At 43.1% G+C, this 16,516-nt stretch carries 22 protein-coding genes; 4 read left to right on the top strand and 18 right to left on the bottom strand.

The genetic code is table 11. The features are described 5' to 3' along the window. The first annotated feature begins 154 nt into the window (after positions 1-154). Positions 155-796, top strand: coding sequence for a phosphate starvation-inducible protein PhoH (locus tag B9N86_RS28365; protein ID WP_208916513.1), 642 nt, complete (start codon positions 155-157; stop codon positions 794-796). Continuing rightward, a complete protein-coding gene (locus tag B9N86_RS28370) occupies positions 793-1,398 on the top strand; it encodes a hypothetical protein (RefSeq protein WP_208916515.1) in 606 nt (201 codons plus the stop codon). Before B9N86_RS28365 ends, B9N86_RS28370 begins: the two co-directional genes overlap by 4 nt. A gap of 452 nt (positions 1,399-1,850) precedes the next feature. Here B9N86_RS28370 and B9N86_RS28375 read toward each other — a convergent pair whose 3' ends face one another. From B9N86_RS28375 to B9N86_RS28450, 16 genes are all read right to left on the bottom strand, one after another. Beyond that, on the bottom strand, positions 1,851-2,324 hold the full coding sequence (locus tag B9N86_RS28375) for a DIP1984 family protein (protein ID WP_244562877.1): 474 nt from the start codon (positions 2,322-2,324) through the stop codon (positions 1,851-1,853). Further along, entirely contained in the window at positions 2,287-3,069 is a 783-nt protein-coding gene (locus B9N86_RS28380; protein WP_208916517.1) for a class I SAM-dependent DNA methyltransferase, read from the bottom strand. Before B9N86_RS28380 ends, B9N86_RS28375 begins: the two co-directional genes overlap by 38 nt. Positions 3,070-3,107: 38 nt before the next feature. Beyond that, positions 3,108-3,863, bottom strand: a complete 756-nt coding sequence (locus B9N86_RS28385; protein ID WP_208916519.1) for a DUF3891 family protein — start codon at positions 3,861-3,863, stop codon at positions 3,108-3,110. Between the two features lie 24 nt (positions 3,864-3,887). Beyond that, positions 3,888-4,097, bottom strand: coding sequence for a DUF4177 domain-containing protein (locus tag B9N86_RS28390; RefSeq protein ID WP_342193425.1), 210 nt, complete (start codon positions 4,095-4,097; stop codon positions 3,888-3,890). Positions 4,098-4,138: 41 nt separating this feature from the next. After that, positions 4,139-4,678: a hypothetical protein gene (locus tag B9N86_RS28395; RefSeq protein ID WP_208916521.1), complete on the bottom strand. Its 540-nt coding sequence runs from the start codon at positions 4,676-4,678 to the stop codon at positions 4,139-4,141. A 47-nt stretch (positions 4,679-4,725) separates the two neighbouring features. After that, positions 4,726-5,181, bottom strand: coding sequence for an NUDIX domain-containing protein (locus B9N86_RS28400; RefSeq protein WP_208916523.1), 456 nt, complete (start codon positions 5,179-5,181; stop codon positions 4,726-4,728). Positions 5,182-5,342: 161 nt separating this feature from the next. Then, positions 5,343-5,777, bottom strand: coding sequence for a hypothetical protein (locus B9N86_RS28405; protein WP_208916525.1), 435 nt, complete (start codon positions 5,775-5,777; stop codon positions 5,343-5,345). 77 nt (positions 5,778-5,854) lie between these two features. Continuing rightward, entirely contained in the window at positions 5,855-6,277 is a 423-nt protein-coding gene (locus B9N86_RS28410) for a hypothetical protein (protein ID WP_208916527.1), read from the bottom strand. 13 nt (positions 6,278-6,290) lie between these two features. Then, a complete protein-coding gene (locus tag B9N86_RS28415) occupies positions 6,291-6,872 on the bottom strand; it encodes a hypothetical protein (RefSeq protein ID WP_208916529.1) in 582 nt (193 codons plus the stop codon). A 174-nt stretch (positions 6,873-7,046) separates the two neighbouring features. After that, positions 7,047-8,138 carry a VanZ family protein gene (locus B9N86_RS28420; protein ID WP_244562878.1) on the bottom strand — a complete coding sequence of 364 codons (1,092 nt, stop codon included), beginning with the start codon at positions 8,136-8,138 and terminating at the stop codon, positions 7,047-7,049. Between the two features lie 139 nt (positions 8,139-8,277). Further along, a complete protein-coding gene (locus tag B9N86_RS28425) occupies positions 8,278-9,246 on the bottom strand; it encodes a DUF4367 domain-containing protein (RefSeq protein ID WP_208916531.1) in 969 nt (322 codons plus the stop codon). Positions 9,247-9,248: 2 nt separating this feature from the next. Continuing rightward, the gene (locus B9N86_RS28430; protein WP_208916534.1) at positions 9,249-9,812 is read right to left on the bottom strand and encodes a sigma-70 family RNA polymerase sigma factor; all 564 of its coding nucleotides are present in this window, start codon (positions 9,810-9,812) and stop codon (positions 9,249-9,251) included. A gap of 289 nt (positions 9,813-10,101) precedes the next feature. Further along, positions 10,102-11,529 carry an erythromycin esterase family protein gene (locus tag B9N86_RS28435; protein WP_208916536.1) on the bottom strand — a complete coding sequence of 476 codons (1,428 nt, stop codon included), beginning with the start codon at positions 11,527-11,529 and terminating at the stop codon, positions 10,102-10,104. A gap of 42 nt (positions 11,530-11,571) precedes the next feature. After that, on the bottom strand, positions 11,572-11,769 hold the full coding sequence (locus B9N86_RS28440; RefSeq protein WP_208916538.1) for a helix-turn-helix transcriptional regulator: 198 nt from the start codon (positions 11,767-11,769) through the stop codon (positions 11,572-11,574). A gap of 22 nt (positions 11,770-11,791) precedes the next feature. Beyond that, positions 11,792-12,301 carry a DUF6773 family protein gene (locus B9N86_RS28445; protein WP_244562879.1) on the bottom strand — a complete coding sequence of 170 codons (510 nt, stop codon included), beginning with the start codon at positions 12,299-12,301 and terminating at the stop codon, positions 11,792-11,794. A 172-nt stretch (positions 12,302-12,473) separates the two neighbouring features. Beyond that, the gene (locus B9N86_RS28450; protein ID WP_208916540.1) at positions 12,474-12,974 is read right to left on the bottom strand and encodes a YcxB family protein; all 501 of its coding nucleotides are present in this window, start codon (positions 12,972-12,974) and stop codon (positions 12,474-12,476) included. Between the two features lie 347 nt (positions 12,975-13,321). Between B9N86_RS28450 and B9N86_RS30535 the strand changes: the two genes are divergently transcribed. Next, on the top strand, positions 13,322-13,663 hold the full coding sequence (locus B9N86_RS30535; RefSeq protein WP_244563180.1) for an RNA polymerase sigma factor: 342 nt from the start codon (positions 13,322-13,324) through the stop codon (positions 13,661-13,663). Continuing rightward, the gene (locus B9N86_RS30540) at positions 13,615-14,253 is read left to right on the top strand and encodes a hypothetical protein (RefSeq protein ID WP_244562880.1); all 639 of its coding nucleotides are present in this window, start codon (positions 13,615-13,617) and stop codon (positions 14,251-14,253) included. The genes B9N86_RS30535 and B9N86_RS30540 overlap by 49 nt, the downstream gene beginning before the upstream one ends. Positions 14,254-14,339: 86 nt before the next feature. Here the strand turns inward: B9N86_RS30540 and B9N86_RS28460 are convergent, their stop codons facing one another. Both B9N86_RS28460 and B9N86_RS28465 read right to left on the bottom strand, forming a co-directional pair. Continuing rightward, positions 14,340-15,989 (bottom strand): DUF4179 domain-containing protein, encoded by a 1,650-nt coding sequence (locus B9N86_RS28460; RefSeq protein ID WP_208916542.1) that lies wholly within the window; start codon positions 15,987-15,989, stop codon positions 14,340-14,342. After that, on the bottom strand, positions 15,976-16,509 hold the full coding sequence (locus tag B9N86_RS28465) for an RNA polymerase sigma factor (RefSeq protein ID WP_208916544.1): 534 nt from the start codon (positions 16,507-16,509) through the stop codon (positions 15,976-15,978). Before B9N86_RS28465 ends, B9N86_RS28460 begins: the two co-directional genes overlap by 14 nt. Positions 16,510-16,516 lie beyond the last annotated feature (7 nt).

Consider the following 16,516-nt stretch of genomic DNA (forward strand, 5'->3'; position numbering starts at 1 on the left):
ATTGATAATGATTATCATACTCATTTGTATAATGTAACTTAACGAGTTTATTTGGTCAATCTTTAATTCTTAAATTAGAGATTAAGAGGCACTGTCATTCTTTGAATTGTGATTACGAAATTTTGCATTAATTATCGATAGGAGGCCTTTTTTCGTGGCTCAAAATAAAGAAATTTTATGGCTAGATCCAGGACATGCATTTGGTCTACAGAATCGTACAAATCGGTTCATGGTAGAAAACTTTGCCCAACATGATCAGTATGACTTTGCTAAGTTAAATCTGGAACGATTCAAATGTATTATCGTCCATGATTTTATTGATCAAGAATATATGTTCAAGCATAAGGGGAAGATTTCTTCATTTTTAGACGAGGGTAAAATTGTTATTTTCTCTGGACAATTGTTTAAAGAATGGCTGCCTGGCTGTTCAATTTTCACGCCAAAAACAATACATTCTCACACAGATTATGAGATTTCTATTGCTGCACCACACCCTATTTTTAAAGACGTTCAACTAGATGATATGACTTATAACAAAGGTGTTGCAGGTTTTTTCGCTCGTGGTACTCATTCACCTGTTCCAGCCAAAGCCGAAGTATTACTTACACTTCCTGACGATATGCCGGTAACCTATATTGATCGACATTCAACCAAAGGAACCATTTTAGTTCATGCAGGTCGAGACCTTTTTGCCTATCGTATGCAAAATAAATCGACAGATCGTATTAGTACACAACTTCTTCAATGGATTCATGATGAATACGAAGCAATACAAAATTCGGGAGGAAAACAATGAGAAAAATTGCTGTAATTTATAGTGGAAATGCGCCGCATCATCGTACTTTCAACGAACCTAAGTATCGACAATATATTCAAGAACTCATTTACTTTCCTGAATTTTTAAATACCTCTTTAGAAAGTTATGATGTATTGATTGTCCCGTCTCAATTGAACGAAAAATTACTTCTTGAATCTAAGGAGAAAATGAATGATTTTGCACAGCGGGGAGGCATTGTGGTTGCATTCGGTCCGCAACCTTGGGAGTGGATACCGAACCAAAAGTGGGAAGATCGAGAAACGAATTTCTGGTGGTGGTTAGAAAAAGGAGCAAATAGCGGTCTTGTCTTGACTTCATCTGAATATGACCTCTTTAACTACATTACTTTATCGGATGCAACTTGGCATCAGCATGGCGTTTTTTGGCCAATAAAAGGTACACAAAAGCTCATCACAACAGAAGATGGCGGTGCAGTTCTGTATGTAGATAAGATAAGCACACGTGGAACTTGGATTGTTACAACACTAGATCCTGACTATCATTTTGGCTCTTACTTTATGCCTGCAACGGAGCGTTTCCTTGATGGTTTTCTTCCTTGGCTAGCAAACGGGGAAATATAAACAGAAATAGGTCATTTAAACTTGAATTTATTATATTTTTCCCATGTCCAATACTCAGATCCTTGGCATACGATCAATCGAGGAAACTTACCGCTATGATCATCACATGCCCTTAAAATCCTTTCGAGAGGATGTTCCATATTTTCGCTCCTACTCTAATAATCCCTATCACCTATCAACGTGATCTAACCTACAAAAGGCGTGTAGTTCCCCTTGCCCACCCTCACCCTCAACCTTAAATCAGCACGTGGTAGTTACATTAAAAAAATACACTGTACATGATGGCTCGCATCTGTAACAATTCTGGGCTAATTTATAACATTTCAGATATGGCCCTGCATCTGGATCTTTCCAACCTCACCCGTTGGAGGGGTTTGTGCTCACCTTTAAGGAACAAGAGTTACCTGCTCTACACGCTCATGCTTATTTGGTTATATCGTTAAGATTGGTAGTTACTTCGGTGCATCCTCAATTAGATCAATGGTCCAGTTCTTCTCTTGTATGCGGAAATCAAGCTCACGGTAGTTCTTAGCCAGCTCATCCATTTGTTTTTGAAGGGTTGGCACCTCAATGACCGTAAGGAACTTCACCTCTGACCGCGAATAACGTTCTTGACGGATGGACGCCGTTTCCAGCAGTTCGTCCAAAATTTTTCGTTTTTGCATCATGCTGTCCCGCTCTACGAGAACATCCGCAAGGCTCTTCCCGTCAGCGAACACGGTATGTGAATTGGTCTTGTTGATCTTCTTAATCCAACTAGCCAATTCTTCCATCGTGCGGTCGAGTTCAACAAAAAGCTCGGTGGGATTCTCAACTGGCTGTTCTCCCTCCTGCACCTTTACCACTCTATCCAGCCGCTGCTTCAACTGCGCGATCCTGCGCTGACAGTCAGCGCGCAATACCAACGCTTCTGCAAGTTTCATCATGACCCTCCTTTTTATAGCCTTTCATCATAAAGAACAACGGAATTCTTAGTCTCCGTTCATACGTTTCCCGATTACTAAAATGCCGCTCATCCGGCCGTGACTCCCTAACCTGCTCTATCAGAAACCCCGCTCTCTGCAGCGCGGAAAAATAGTCCTCTACCGTTCGATGAAACTTCTTCACCGTTCGGCCCAGCCACTCCTGTTCGCGTCCACCCGCGACAAAGTAATTGTCGACCGTCCAATCCTGCTTCTGTCCTGCCGTTTTCGGCAGTCCATAGGACGATGTCATGACTGGATGCTCTACGGAGAACACAAAGCTCCCGCCGGCCTTCAGTGAAGTATATACATGGCTGAACAGCGCATCGATGTCTTCAATATAGTGAATGACGAGCCGCGAGACGATCAGATCATATGCAGCCTCCGGTGCCTTCCAATCCTCCAAAGCCAGATGGATCACGCATCCGTTCGACATAGGGTCGAGTGTCTTCCGTGCATGCTCCACCATGTTAATAGAGCCTTCTAGCCCGGTATATTGTGACGCACCCAACTCAAGCAACTCACTACCATAGGTAGCGGTACCACAGCCCAGGTCCAGAATCGACTTCCGCCGCACATCGCCCATCATTTCATAAATAATCGGCTTTTCCAGCGTATCATTGGCATTCTCGCTCCAGCTTCTTCGCTGCAAGTAACTTTGCAAAAAAGCTTCCTGATCATAATGGTCTGATCCCCGGTACGCCGTCATCTCATTCTCCTTGTCCGCGTGGCTTCCACATGACTAACTCATACAAAAGTAACCTTAAGCTCTGTCCAACCGCTCTCCTGATAAGCTTCATGGACTCCGACTTCTTTAATCCGCTTTTTCGGAACATGCTTGGTCCGTAACACAGCCGTCCATTCTTGCGCGAAAAGTTGAGGAGTTAAGCGAACTTCATGATCGCTGATCCACACGGCTGAAAACTTTTGACCGTCTACCAAGCTGCTGAAACCCTTTCTGAACCAGGGGTGCTCCTCCTCTTTAGAGACTCCTTCCGGGTTCATGCAGACGTATAAGGATATATCATCACATAGCTGCAACAGCTGAAAATGCCTTGCGATGATCTGCTCATCCGGATAGTTCAGCTTCTCTTTCAATCGATCCTGCCGCGCCAGTTCACGCTGATAGAATGCAAGCTCTGCTTCCTGTCTGGAATCCTGATCCGATTGAAAAAATGACGCATAATGCATGCTGCAGAGCATTGCCGCGTAACGGCTCATCTCCTCGGTTTCGTCCACCCCTATTTGGTACAAGACCAACTTAGGCAACACAGGGTAATCTATGAATGAAAACGGCACGTTACTACGGTCATTCCATATTGGCATGGCATCCAACCGGATCCAGCTCCGATCATGCTCCTGGATAGCCAGCAGACAATCATCCTTGTACTTTCCGTCCAGAAACCATTCCTCCCGGAATCCCCGAGCCACTTCTTCCGAAAAATGTGCATGGTCATCCTGCGTTGTCATCACAAAAGCCTCTTCAGATTCCCGAATAATCATGGGATTCCCTCCTTAGCTTTTACTTCAGCCCCCAACATAGGCTTGTCGCTTAAACACCATAACAACGTCCCTCGACTGTCCCTGTGTTTGGCTCGTATCAAAACACGATACCAGCTCCCAACCTTCATACCCGTGCTTGTTCAGCAGTTCGTCCAGTTCTTCCTCATTCACTTTACCGCCCAAAAAACCGCCGGTCTGATATTTCACCGTTCTATATTCCCACTGGACCATCATGCGTGTCCTCCTTATTTAAAAACCGCTAAACTTGTTAGTACTTAAAAGGCAACGTATTCTTTTACCATCAGCTCGATCTTTTCTTTGTTCATCTTTCCCAGATGATCCTTCCACTCGATCTCCAGGTAAGATAGCTCAATATCTTCACGGGTCGACAGCTGCTCAGGTATGGATGCATCTCCGGAAATAGAGCCAACGTCCGTAACCTTCTGGATAGCCGAGCCACCTTCAGCAGTATGAGCGCTTGCAAGGACACCGATACTGTGTCCATCTTGCTGTTCGTAAAATGTATAAGCAACGTAAGAAATATCTTCAACATCCTCTTCATTACCGAGATACGTCAGCTGCCCGGAGCCTCTCCATATCGACGCGTTGGATGACTTAATGATTTTATAGTTTTCTATTTTCCATGCTGCATCACCGGAATCCTCCCCCTCCAGCACATACATCTCCGTCGGACCCGCGCTTGCACTGGAAACCTTATTATTCTGGGAGTAGAGCAGGTACAGCGTGAGGATGTTAGCTACAAGAAGTCCAGCTATAAGCCAAACAACCCATTTTATCCATCGTGTATTCTGCATATGTCAGAGTCCTTTCTTGTTCCGTTATAGCGTTTAATGGCAATCACCTAATTGGAATCTCCGATATATCGTGGTGTTGAGATCCCCTCCATGAGCGGCTTCACCAGCGCATCCGGATAGACCCGAATTTCGTTCATGCGGGCAAGCTCGATCCATTCCACACCGATCTGGGCATCATCCGGGTTATGGCCGTTAAACACCTCATCCTTGGTCTCCATTTCACATTCAAAATAAAACTCCACCTGATGAATATCCGCATCCCATTCCGCAAACTGATGGTTCTTGCCTATGTATTCCCGGATAAACAGAATATCCTTCACCTTTACGCTGCATCCGATTTCTTCAATACATTCTCTGACGACCGCGTCCTTCAGCTCCTCATATTTCTCTTGCCCGCCACCGGGAAACAAATAGAAAATACCGTCCTGATCCACGTTCTTTGTCAAAAGAACTCGTTCGTTCTGTATGATGACCGCCTTGGCCGAATTTCGGATTGGTTTCATAACAGTTTACTCCTCTATTTATGTATATTCGCAATGAATTTGCTCTGCTAATTCCACCTTAACTTAGAAATGAAGTAACGGCAACTTGGGTCCTATTACTGCGGCTAAATATTCTTGCCATCGAAAAACCGGCAAACAGCGGTCCACCTCAAGTGAAGTCCCTATATCCTCCTATTGTTCAACACCACAGCTGTAATAATCATAAACAAAACAGCAAGAGCTGATAAAAGTACTGTCAACACAATTACGCTGTTATCTTTAATCCCGTTATCTGCTGCCATCTCGCTGTGCTGTTTAGGCTGAATCGTATCGTCACTGCCGCCATATTCACGATCAAAGAGGGCTTTAACGAAGACCAATTCATTAGTTTTTACAGCGATGGCTTCTTCAGGAGGAATCCCTTGAATGGAGTAGTACTTCGTTCCTTTCGGAAAAACATTGGAGAAGTTACCGCCACTGTAGGCTGTTTCGTCACTGGAATAATTGGTTACTTTACCGACGACTTTTCCAAGCAGCACCTCAGCTACAACCTCTTCTGTGATGACAAACACTTTTCCATCGTTGACGACAAAGGCATATGCCCATTTCGCAGACACAGCTGATATGCACAGAAAGAACATTATCAATGCCAAAAGTGGTATTTTTACAAAACGGAGGATTGGAATCATTTCATCTACCGGGCCTGGAGGAAACTTTCATTCTCACCCGGAGGGTCAACGATAGCGATAGAACTTGGAACATGGGCCAGTCTCGTCAACGAAATATTAACGAATTGCCCTTGTTCAAGCTTATGAAGCACTTCAGGCACGAAAACTCTGTACTTCTTCAGATTCCCGTCATTTCTGCTTACATGGATCGTTCTTCCTTGTTTATGGACGATTTGTCCATGAATTTGTCTCGTTGCGGATGTTACTAGATCCGTAATGATGATCACTACAAATCCCGCGAAACATAATATGGTCACAAAATATAAAAAACCGAATCCTGAAGGTTCGAAGCGAGCATGATGCATAGCAAATAAGCCTACCGAAAGAAATAAAAGAATGATGTTTGAACAGAGATGTAAGATCAACCACTTGTTAACGTTTAGATCCATTATCCATTTCTCCTTATTCAAACCTTTTCTTGACCCCATCTTTTTCGATTTCCACACCGACGCTGTTCCTCCATCCTCCAGCGCTAGATATATCTCTGTTCATTATCTTTCCATAAAAAACCATCGACCGATTACTCTGGTTATGAGGGACTAGTGAAATCGTCTGGGGTTCAATTTCAAACTGCATAAACCCGTCATCCAACAGTGGACGAATCGTGATGCTATGCTCTTTACCGTAATTGTACAGGTTAAGCTGGCACTTTATTTTGACTGTTTTATCTTCCGTTTCGTAATTACACTGACTGTCTTTTTTAGAAAAAGCTACAGAAGATACACCAGTTGAATTGAATTTGGTTAAAAAGAAAAGATTCTCTGTTATGAACGGAAAGATCATTATAAACGCGACACAGCCGATAATAAGCCGACTCATGATTTTAGGATAGCGAGATTGATAAATTCTCGACGCTCCGACAACACCAAAGATCAACAGTAGAAAACCGAATAAAACCGGCAGGTGCAGGCCCCTACTTTTCCCATCTGTCCAAGGAGAAATCCCAATCCATCTAAATAGATCATCGCCAAACGAATAACCCAAATGATGAAAGGACAGCAGCAGAAGCCCCAGTACAACAGCTGAGATATATATGATCTTGATCTTCAGTTTATCATCCCCTCCGCCCTTACTCTTCCATATTGTAACAAATAAAACAATTTAGATGTCCACAATATTGAAATTTCCAAGAAAGATATATTCGGGATTGGTTACTTATCACGTGATGGCATGATCTGTTCCGCTTTTCTGTTCATGAAGCAACCGCTGCTTGCGTCCAAACAGGCACACGAGCACATGTACAAAGACACAAGCATCCATAAGGAACAGCCCAACAAGATACATAGGCCCTAAGATGCCTGGAAAATACAAATTCATAAACAGTACATGTACGCCACCGAATACTAGATAAAGTAGCCCGTTCCGTATTCCGATTTCACGCAAACTTAAATGCTCTCCTGCACCAGTTATACGAATACGGACAAGCGCTTTACCAAGGGTTCGGCCCCCGTTCAGGTAAGGAATAAGAACGAAATATACGGATGTTGCAAGAAAATATGCCCCCGGAACATTCAACACGCCCAGCAGAAGTACAACAGGAACCAGTACTATCCAGTCCACCATAAATGCAATCGCCCGGCGTGTATAGCTGACGCGCTTTTGCGAGAGATCTACTTCCTGGTCCAACCGCGGCAGATGCGAAGAAGCCCAGCGAGCCATTACAAAGCCGATCATGCCGCCGAGTGTGTTCAAAAACAGATCATCCACATCAAACAACCGGTAAGGGTAATCATAAAAGCCGTAGATCCCGGTCACCTGCGTTACTTCAAAAAACAATGATAACCCCAAGGAAGCTACCAGACACGTCAACCAGCTCTTCCGCAAATAGTAACGCATAAACATGCCGAACGGCACGACCAGCGCAATATTAAAAACCACCTGTAAAAAAGCTCTTTCCTTTATTAGCCGAACATACGTGGATGGATCAGACCATACAACCCGTGTCTCCGCCATAATATCTTGAATAAAGTTGAAAGGAATCAACTGCGCACAAGACGACATAGGCGCGTTGTGTCTTGAAGCCGGCATAGGCAAAATAACAAGATACAGTGCGTTCATCAGATAAAGTAAAAACAAGTACAACAGAACTCCACGAAATTTATTAAAATAACCGTGCTTCCGGTACTGCAGCACAAGGATTGGAATGGCACACAGCATAGCAGCTATAGGAAAGGTCAAAAACGCATACGATATCGGAAACAAATAATAATCCAGCACGTTGATCACCCGCCCCCACTTTTTGATATACATTTATTGTAGACCCCGAAGGTTAAAAGAAGAGGAGTCCCAGTTTAAAAAAAGTTTAAAAATTCCCTAAGCAAGTAGGTGGCAGCGGCCGTACACAACAAAGAACCCACGCATATGCGCAGGTCCCAGGGTAAGCTTAACATTAGCGAATGGATTCCGCAATTTTTATGATCTCACTAGTTGAAATGGCTTCTTTTCCGTGTATTCCGTAAAAAACATGGTTATATTCCCAGTCCAGATTTCTGTCACCCGTTAAAATCGCATCGATTCCATTAACCTGTACTTGTTCCATCTCCTCGAATGTTCCAATTTCATAGGCATTTTCTTTTATCCCTAACATTTGACTTATAGTAAATGATTTTCCTGAATGCTGATTCGTAAACGAAATGAAGAGATATTGATCAATAACGTTTCCTTGTTCATCTGTGATAAATTTTGCTTGATCAAATGTATATCCTTCAGGTAAGTAACTAGGCAGAATAACATCAAAGCCAGCATACTTATTTAGTTCGCCCGAATCCGTAACAACAAAGTATTGATCATCTTCACGATTCAGCTTTGCCTTTTCGGATTCAGTTATGATTTCATTATCTTCTGAAATTCCTGCGATTTTCTCCCCGTCTGCTGTATACATCTCATGTTGATTATTTGTAAGGACTTCGATAATATGGCCATTCTTATCATATAGTTTGCCTTTTAACTCTTCGGGAACAGCTATCATCTCAGGGCTTTCGCTTTGTGTCCCTCGCAATTGCCCCGCCGAAAAGGTCTGGATAATCCTGTTCACGATCGTTTCAGCGAATGAGGGCTGTACCAGAGTAATTGTACCAAAGAAAAGAATACTGATTGAAGTGGCGATTAAAGTGAATTTTTTTATTTTATTACTTTTTCTCATGTTATACCCGCCTTTATTGGGTTCCATCCTTCTTAAGGATTGCCTGAGCACTGCTTCTTTGTCACTATGCTGACTGAAGTCTTGATTAGCCAACTTTTTGCCTAACCTCAACATTTCTTTATATTCGTCAGAGGCGATTGAATTAGAATGCTTATCTCTATTTAAGTAGTCATCCATATCGTTAAGAAATTGATCTTCCTGCTGTTTTCTATCCATTTTCATTCCTCCTCCATCTCTTTTTTTAACTTTTTCATCGTCCGATAAAGGATCACCCCGACGTTGCTTTCACTTATGCCCATAATTTCGGCAATATCTTTATTTTTTAAATCTGCTCCGAACTTCAGGGCAACCAAATTCCGTTCCCTCATACTCAACACGAGTAGAGCTTTTGCCAGCTTGTTATTCGTATCCGTAATTTCAATGAGCTGTTCGGGATTTTTTTCTTTCGATACCAATGATTTAATGGCATCTAGGGAAAAAAGCTTTTGTTTTTTCAAGCTTCTAAAATGGTCGTTTACCACATTTCGAACAATAGCAAACAACCATACTTCAAAAGGGGATTTCTCCTTCGAGTAAGTATCGAGTCTTAACATAATTTTATTAAAAACCTGACTGGTCAAATCTTCGGATGTGTGATGGCAATGTATTCGATAATAAATATAGTTGTAGACCCTTTTGTAATAGCTCTCGAATATAGCCGTAAGTTCCAGTTCCTGCTCTTTGCATACAGCTTCGGTTTTTTCATTTTCCTGAAATGGATAGACTAAGGCGTGCTGTTTCACTTGTTGTTCACCCCTCCTTCCTCGATTTACTTAGCTAAGTAATCTCACATGTTAATACGGAGGATTTCCTATACCATTACACTGTAAATGTTTTTATTTACACCGTATCGAAAAAATGTTCCGTTGCGGCCTTTTTATTTCATATCAACATTGATTCTTGTACTGTTTGTAATCGTGACAATAGAAAAACTGCACCTCCAATGGTTAGATGGTGTCTAACAATTGGGGTGCAGTTCACACAGCAGTGGTTCTAGTTTGTTCTATAAGCGAATTTATAAAATTATAATAGCTATTCCACAGACTTTGAAGAAGTCGATCTCATATACAACGGAGGTTTCACGTCATCAATAAGCAGAATACCGTCATATTGGTCACGGGCAACCAGACTTTCTGGAATCATGCCCCAGCTGTAGGTGTAACGCGGTTCGAACATCCATGAATTTCCCCGCTCATTAGTACGGTAACGCAAATCAATGAAGGTGTAAGGTGAGCCGCTTGCAGACAGGATCGACTCAACCGATCCGGACGCCAGTGGGAGAACGTCATGCGGATTACCCATGTTGTCTGCGGTTTCGCCGCTTGCAGGGTACAATCCAAGCACGTAGCTGTATTTTTTCATATCATCAGGAAGCATTTCGCCCATTAACTTAACAGGATATGGTGAACCCATCACTTCACTTTGCGCTTTACGGATATGATCATTGTGAGCCCATACGATAAATTTCTCTGTCGGATAGACGTCGGTTGCAAGCCACATCAGATTATCCAGCATCGCCTTATCTCGCAATTCCATTGACTTAAGGAACCAGGTGTATTCACCCTCTCCCATACCAATATTCGATTTAATGGATATTTCCACGTATTCCTTGGCAACGGATATCCGATCATTTAGACTTCTCTCCAGAAGAACTGGCAGCTTATCATTGGTAGGGTACAGCTCTTTCAGGAGGGCTTGGCTCGATTCCGATCCCGTAGCTTTCAGAACATCCTTGTATACTTGGATCAACTGGGCCTTCTCTTTCTGGTAAGCTTTAAGATCCGTTCCGGCGGAATATTCGGATAGCTTCTCCTCTGCCTCTTGCAGGCGCTGGGCCAATTTATCGTCTTTCAGCCAATCCCCGTCCAGAAGGGGAAATTGCAATTGCATATCAAAGCCGGTAAGCGCCAGCGGCTGTTCTGATTTTTGGGTTGTTTTTATGTATTCGAATAACGGCATTGTCTCTTGCGCCCACCATACACCAAAGATGGAATCCTTCATCGTCTGTTCAGCGCTCTGGGTGCCCGATTTACCATAAGCTAGTGAAGCATTGCCCAGACCACTTTCAAAAGCAAGCACATTGTATCCCATCTCCTGGTGCAGGAACTGGATTAGACGTGTCTTCGCCAAATTGAATTCCCTCACACCATGGGAGCTTTCCCCGAGAAAAACTATTCGCTTATCATGCAGCAAAGGCTTTAGCATGTCCAAGTCCTTGAACTGTCCTGCTCCTCCCTTGCTGTCAGCCGGCTGGATGGACTCCAGCTTGTACGCATGATCCTTGGTCCAAGACTCCCATTCGGCAATGGCTTCATTAGATGTACGGACTTCCGTGACCTTGCCTTGAACGGCTTCTGCAGCAGCATATGCGCTGTTGCCTGTGAACACCGTACTTCCAATAACCGAAGCCGTTAGTATAAATGCGGTTAACATATGTTTTTTTGTCTTGTTTTTTAACATGTGTGTCATTCATCCCCTCAATAATTGATCCTGGTCAAGCTATTAATCCTCTTCCCAAAACAAATCGTCTAACGTCCTGGACAGCGCCTTACATATAGCAACACATAAACTCAGTGACGGATTGTACTTGCCTAATTCAATTAATCCAATCGTCTGCCTTGAGACGCCAACAAGATGTGCCAAGTCTTCCTGGGAAAGGTCTTTCTCCACCCGGGCTATCTTCAATTTCATATTTTTCATGCGATATTACCCGTTCCCTCCCTTAAGAATCGAACTGGTCTTTCTGAGATATCTTCTGACTCGTTCTGTTGGCGAGTTGGTGAACAATCAACATACCTCCAGCAAAGAGCGGAATATTGATTACCAGCGATACAAGAGTGACAAGGAAGAAATACCATAATCCCGTTGTCCAAGTACCATCTCCATACAAGACCGCACTTCGAATACCGAAAAACAATGCCAAAAAGCCACCGATTCCTATACCCCAGAGTGTATTTTGAATGTTAAAAGAGACCTTACTTCTGCTGTCATGTACCTCAATCTCGTCTGAATAAATGCCCAGTAACACGCTCCGGATGCCAAAATACAGTCCCCCCGCTATAACAATGACCAATTCTAGCAGAGAAGATTTCCAGTCGCTTAGCATAAAACTTTTCACGACAACTGATATTGTACAGATGCTCATGATCAGTATGTAAACCTCTTTGTAAATCTTGTTCTTCATATTGACGATGCGCTCGTCTTCAACTCTGTTTCTATTGAACCATTTCATGATCAGGTTCCTCCCGCAAGATAGCTGGTTAACATTTCCTAATAAGCCTATTATACTGAATATACGTCATAATGCAATATATATATTGCAAAAAGGTGAGTATATTATGTTTTCACAAAAAAATATAAGCCCGGCAACATGCCGAGCTTTCAATTATATCTATTTTTGAAAGTCATATGAATTGCTTGTTGGCATACTGCTGCACATTCTGTATAAACTCCGCTTCCTCTGCCTGATCAGCGAAAGATCTTCTAGGGACGATCGTGGCCTGAAGATTGTTTACAAAAATATAAATATTCTCCTTATCCTGTCTCAACTCATGAATTCCGTCCCAAAAGCATTTTGACTGACTTCGAGCCGTAGAATCAAACAGCCCCGCACCATTGATCTCAATCAGATGTTCGCCTAAAATTCCATCGTGGGCCTTCACTAATTTCATCGTTCTGCCCTTGATTCTGTACAGAAATAACACATCCGCTAATCCTCCAATGATCACACCGGCAACAATAGCGTAGACCCAGCTGGAACCAAGCAGCTTCGAAATCACAATACAAGAAATCGGGATGCTCAGCAAACTGATGATCATGGATATTTTATACTTTGGTAAATTGAACATGACGTATTTATTAAACTTCCAAAAATCCTCTTTGGTCAGGTCTGCAACAACTTTCATAGGTATGGCTTCCCTCCGATATTATTGATGTATCCTGTCTGGATACACTTTCATCAACCGCTTCTAGTATAAGCGAACTTGTGACATATGAACATTGTCGATTTTGCAGGTTATCAACCATTTTCAAAAAATATCGATCCTTGCGTGGCTTTTTCTGCTTTCCCGGTGTCTAATGATGTGTAAGCTCAAGAGGAGGTTCAACCATGTCAGGAGCTCATGACAAACAACACCCTGTTATTCCGGAAATGCAGGGCAGCTACGAAAATATTGAAATCATATTTCATCAATATTAATTTACATGGATTTTTAAGATCGCTCAAAATACGCTTAAAAATGAATACCGCAGAATATCCCGTACCCTGGAAAGTTCCTCGGATCTTACGGGTTATGAATCACGGCTGATTTCTCTTGATTTTACGAAGCATGTTGAAATTCGATTTGACATCAGTTCCGCTGTGAAAACATTAGGTCCTTTGGACAATCAGATCATTTTATTACGTTTTTTCGTCGACTGCACCATTGCAGAAATTTCTGAAATTGTAGGTATGCGTGAAATCGCCGTGAAGAACCGGCTATATCGAACATTAGACAAATTAAAAGTTGAATTAAAAGAGACCTATTTAACGAGCTTCAGAGAAATGTGGAGAGAATTAATACGAAGTATAAACATGTTCCGTCCACAAAAATAACGATTGAAATCTATCCCGATCTTCCCACATTCCATCAAGCAGTAGGTGAACAGGACGCGCCTAACTGGTTCATGGGAACGATGGAGAACAACATCTTAAAAATCGTTTCACCGCTGAACCCGGGACCTGAGCATACGTATGAATCCATTTTAAAATCAACCGTACACTTATATGCCATGTGGCTCATCAGCGATATCAACCCGGCAGCTCCAAAATGGATGCGCCAAGGTATTGGTGGGTTTGAAGCTAAACAAATGGCAACAAGCTTCATTAAAAGCAGCATCGCAGATTTAATCCATCGGGGCGAAGTGCCGCAGTTTCATGAATTTAATAACGATTCTTGGGATTTTGAAACGATGAAAGGTTTTCAGCTGTCATACACTATCGTCGAATTCATTATTTCGGAATACGGGATCGAAGAGTTGAACAAACTTATTCGGAATCTGGCTGGTTTTCAGGAGATTTTCCATTGTTCAGAATCTAAGCTGTATGAGGAATGGGAAAAAATCAGTGTAGATCAAAAGAAGCTCGGCAGTTTGCCGGGCTTCTTTTTACATGGAGCAGCTATGGATGTTACCCTTACCATATAAGATGAGCTAAAGATTCTCAGCCTGAACGTCACTACGAATGCGAATTATTCTTCCTATCGCACTTTCTTAGAATTAACACCACCATGTTACTTTCCATTCTTAAGCTGAACGCGCAGCTCATCTTCCGGTTTCTCGGTTGTATAATTCATAATATAGATCTCAAGCTCTGACTTGTCGAACTTCTCATACACGTCCATTTCCCTATTGTCTCCATTCCCTAGCAAACTTATCATAGCTGATTTCCCGTAATTCGGCTCCTTGCCGTCAAAATAATAGGTTTGATTTACTCCGCCAAACCTCGGGTCGGAGCTCAAGGACTCCACATAAAGGTTATTCTCCTTCATGTAGTATGTCCATGTGATTGGATATCCCGCAATGTTGGTGGTTAGGCTTTGATGTTTACCCGATATGCCGGTTAGCCTAATCGGATTCTTGTCCCCAGCATGCTCATCGACGCGGTGTTTCGCGATCAAGGAAACGGGTTTATTGGTCAGGGAGGCTGCGTCCAGCCCGGTCATTTCAAAACGCAGCTCCGTCTTGTCGGATTGGTCCGGTACATACCATATACCTCCGTTTAGCAATGTACCGCCTACATCCAGCTGATACTTCATATACGGAACCGTTGTGTATTTCTCTTCATGCGTCAAAATCAAGCGGACCTGGGTCGGGGTGACAATCATTTCATGGATCTCCGTTCCGCCAGGGACCTGGTCCAGAGGGATATTCAATTCTTCCTTAAATGATCCACTCTCCAATTGTTTCTTGGAAAGAGCCATATTTACGCTCCATGTCCCATTGGCTGTTCCCAACGTACGATCATAACCAAGCTGGAACTGAGTGCCTTTTTCCCGTAATTGATCAGACTTAAATATTTGTTGGCTCAAGTATTCTCCGGAATCTCCCGGCGTTCCAGAAATAGGAGTTCCCGCTTCTATAATAGGCTCATTTTTGTCATTCATGGCTTGAATCCGTACCCAGCTTCTGTGTTGGAGCTCAGGATCAGTAAACGTAACGGCCGATTTCAACAGCACCTTGTCCCCGGACTGATCAAAAGACTGCAGTGTCACACTGCCTATACCATCCTTCTGAATCTGGAAGACTTGCGTTTTAGGGTTATGAGGGTCGAAGTTGATGATCTGCTTCCCATCACCGGTGAAACGAATATTCTCCATCGTAAACTCAACGTCGGTAATGCTGCCATCCACGACCCACTCCGTCTCAAAATAGCCTTGGAATACACCAAGCTCCGCATTCCACTGATGGGAATAATATCCATCAATTGGATTTCCCTGATGATCTTTAAGCCCAATGTGATCAAAGCTCACTTGTTTTCCATCCCATGACGAGCCGGGATCCAGGCTATAGAGCAGAAAGGTCCGATTCTCATCCGTAAAAGCCGTATGCAGGGTCAATGTGATGTCGTTGTTCGTAACTGATTGCTCAATCGTTTGGCCAAGACCTTGTTCTAGGGCGGACTGAATACCAGCTCTATACGAAAGGAGACTGGACCAATCATAAGTTAATGCTGCATAGACTGGTGTAGCCATCAGAGCAACGGATATTCCAACGACAATCGCTGTTTGTTTTCGTTTTCGAGGGCGAAGCGGTATCGATTCACTGCCTACGACCTTCAGCTCATTCTGCTGGATACTGCTCCACATCCGGTCAAAATCAGGATAAGACACTGTATTCGAAGCCTTCATCTGGTCTTTCAGATTCTTTTCAATACGTTCCATATTGTTTCTCTCCCTTCAACCAAAAGCTTTGATTTTGTTTGAGCTTTTTGCGCATGATCTTCAATGCTTTGTGAAGCCTTGATTTCACTGTACCTACGGGTATTTCCAGTGTCTCGGCGATTTCCGCCATCGACAACTCGCCGACGTACCGAAGCGTAATCACAGCCATCAGCTTGTCCGGAAGCTGATTCAGCAGTTTCTCCCATTCGGCTGCTGCCTCTTTCTCTAATACGATGGTGTCTACAGACTTGACCGACGCCGTGGTCTGCTCATGAAGCCACTGAACCTGGTTCTGCTTTTCCCGTTTGGTCTGTTTCTTTTTAAGTAAGTTTAAGCAATGATTCATCGTGATGCGCATGATCCAAGCGCGTATATGCTCAACACTTCTCCATTTCTGACGAAATACGGTGACGAATACGTCATGACAGAGATCTTCCGCATCTTGTGCGTTCCGCAGCATGTAATAGCACGTGCGGTACACTTCCTTGTTATAAGAATCGAATAACTCGCGTTCCGTCAATGAAAGG

This window comes from Paenibacillus uliginis N3/975 (assembly GCF_900177425.1).
Classification (GTDB): domain Bacteria; phylum Bacillota; class Bacilli; order Paenibacillales; family Paenibacillaceae; genus Paenibacillus_AQ; species Paenibacillus_AQ uliginis.

What these genes read in the sequence shown, in the direction of transcription:
- B9N86_RS28370 (WP_208916515.1), top strand. Translation starts at nt 793, where the DNA reads ATGAGAAAAATTGCTGTAATTTATAGTGGAAATGCGCCGCATCATCGT.
- B9N86_RS28410 (WP_208916527.1), bottom strand. Translation starts at nt 6,277, where the DNA reads ATGGATCTAAACGTTAACAAGTGGTTGATCTTACATCTCTGTTCAAAC.
- B9N86_RS28460 (WP_208916542.1), bottom strand. Translation starts at nt 15,989, where the DNA reads ATGGAACGTATTGAAAAGAATCTGAAAGACCAGATGAAGGCTTCGAAT.
- B9N86_RS28435 (WP_208916536.1), bottom strand. Translation starts at nt 11,529, where the DNA reads ATGTTAAAAAACAAGACAAAAAAACATATGTTAACCGCATTTATACTA.
- B9N86_RS28425 (WP_208916531.1), bottom strand. Translation starts at nt 9,246, where the DNA reads ATGGATAGAAAACAGCAGGAAGATCAATTTCTTAACGATATGGATGAC.
- B9N86_RS28420 (WP_244562878.1), bottom strand. Translation starts at nt 8,138, where the DNA reads ATGTATATCAAAAAGTGGGGGCGGGTGATCAACGTGCTGGATTATTAT.
- B9N86_RS28385 (WP_208916519.1), bottom strand. Translation starts at nt 3,863, where the DNA reads ATGATTATTCGGGAATCTGAAGAGGCTTTTGTGATGACAACGCAGGAT.
- B9N86_RS28380 (WP_208916517.1), bottom strand. Translation starts at nt 3,069, where the DNA reads ATGACGGCGTACCGGGGATCAGACCATTATGATCAGGAAGCTTTTTTG.
- B9N86_RS28445 (WP_244562879.1), bottom strand. Translation starts at nt 12,301, where the DNA reads ATGAAATGGTTCAATAGAAACAGAGTTGAAGACGAGCGCATCGTCAAT.
- B9N86_RS28375 (WP_244562877.1), bottom strand. Translation starts at nt 2,324, where the DNA reads ATGATGAAACTTGCAGAAGCGTTGGTATTGCGCGCTGACTGTCAGCGC.
- B9N86_RS28450 (WP_208916540.1), bottom strand. Translation starts at nt 12,974, where the DNA reads ATGAAAGTTGTTGCAGACCTGACCAAAGAGGATTTTTGGAAGTTTAAT.
- B9N86_RS28395 (WP_208916521.1), bottom strand. Translation starts at nt 4,678, where the DNA reads ATGCAGAATACACGATGGATAAAATGGGTTGTTTGGCTTATAGCTGGA.
- B9N86_RS28440 (WP_208916538.1), bottom strand. Translation starts at nt 11,769, where the DNA reads ATGAAAAATATGAAATTGAAGATAGCCCGGGTGGAGAAAGACCTTTCC.
- B9N86_RS28390 (WP_342193425.1), bottom strand. Translation starts at nt 4,097, where the DNA reads ATGATGGTCCAGTGGGAATATAGAACGGTGAAATATCAGACCGGCGGT.
- B9N86_RS28400 (WP_208916523.1), bottom strand. Translation starts at nt 5,181, where the DNA reads ATGAAACCAATCCGAAATTCGGCCAAGGCGGTCATCATACAGAACGAA.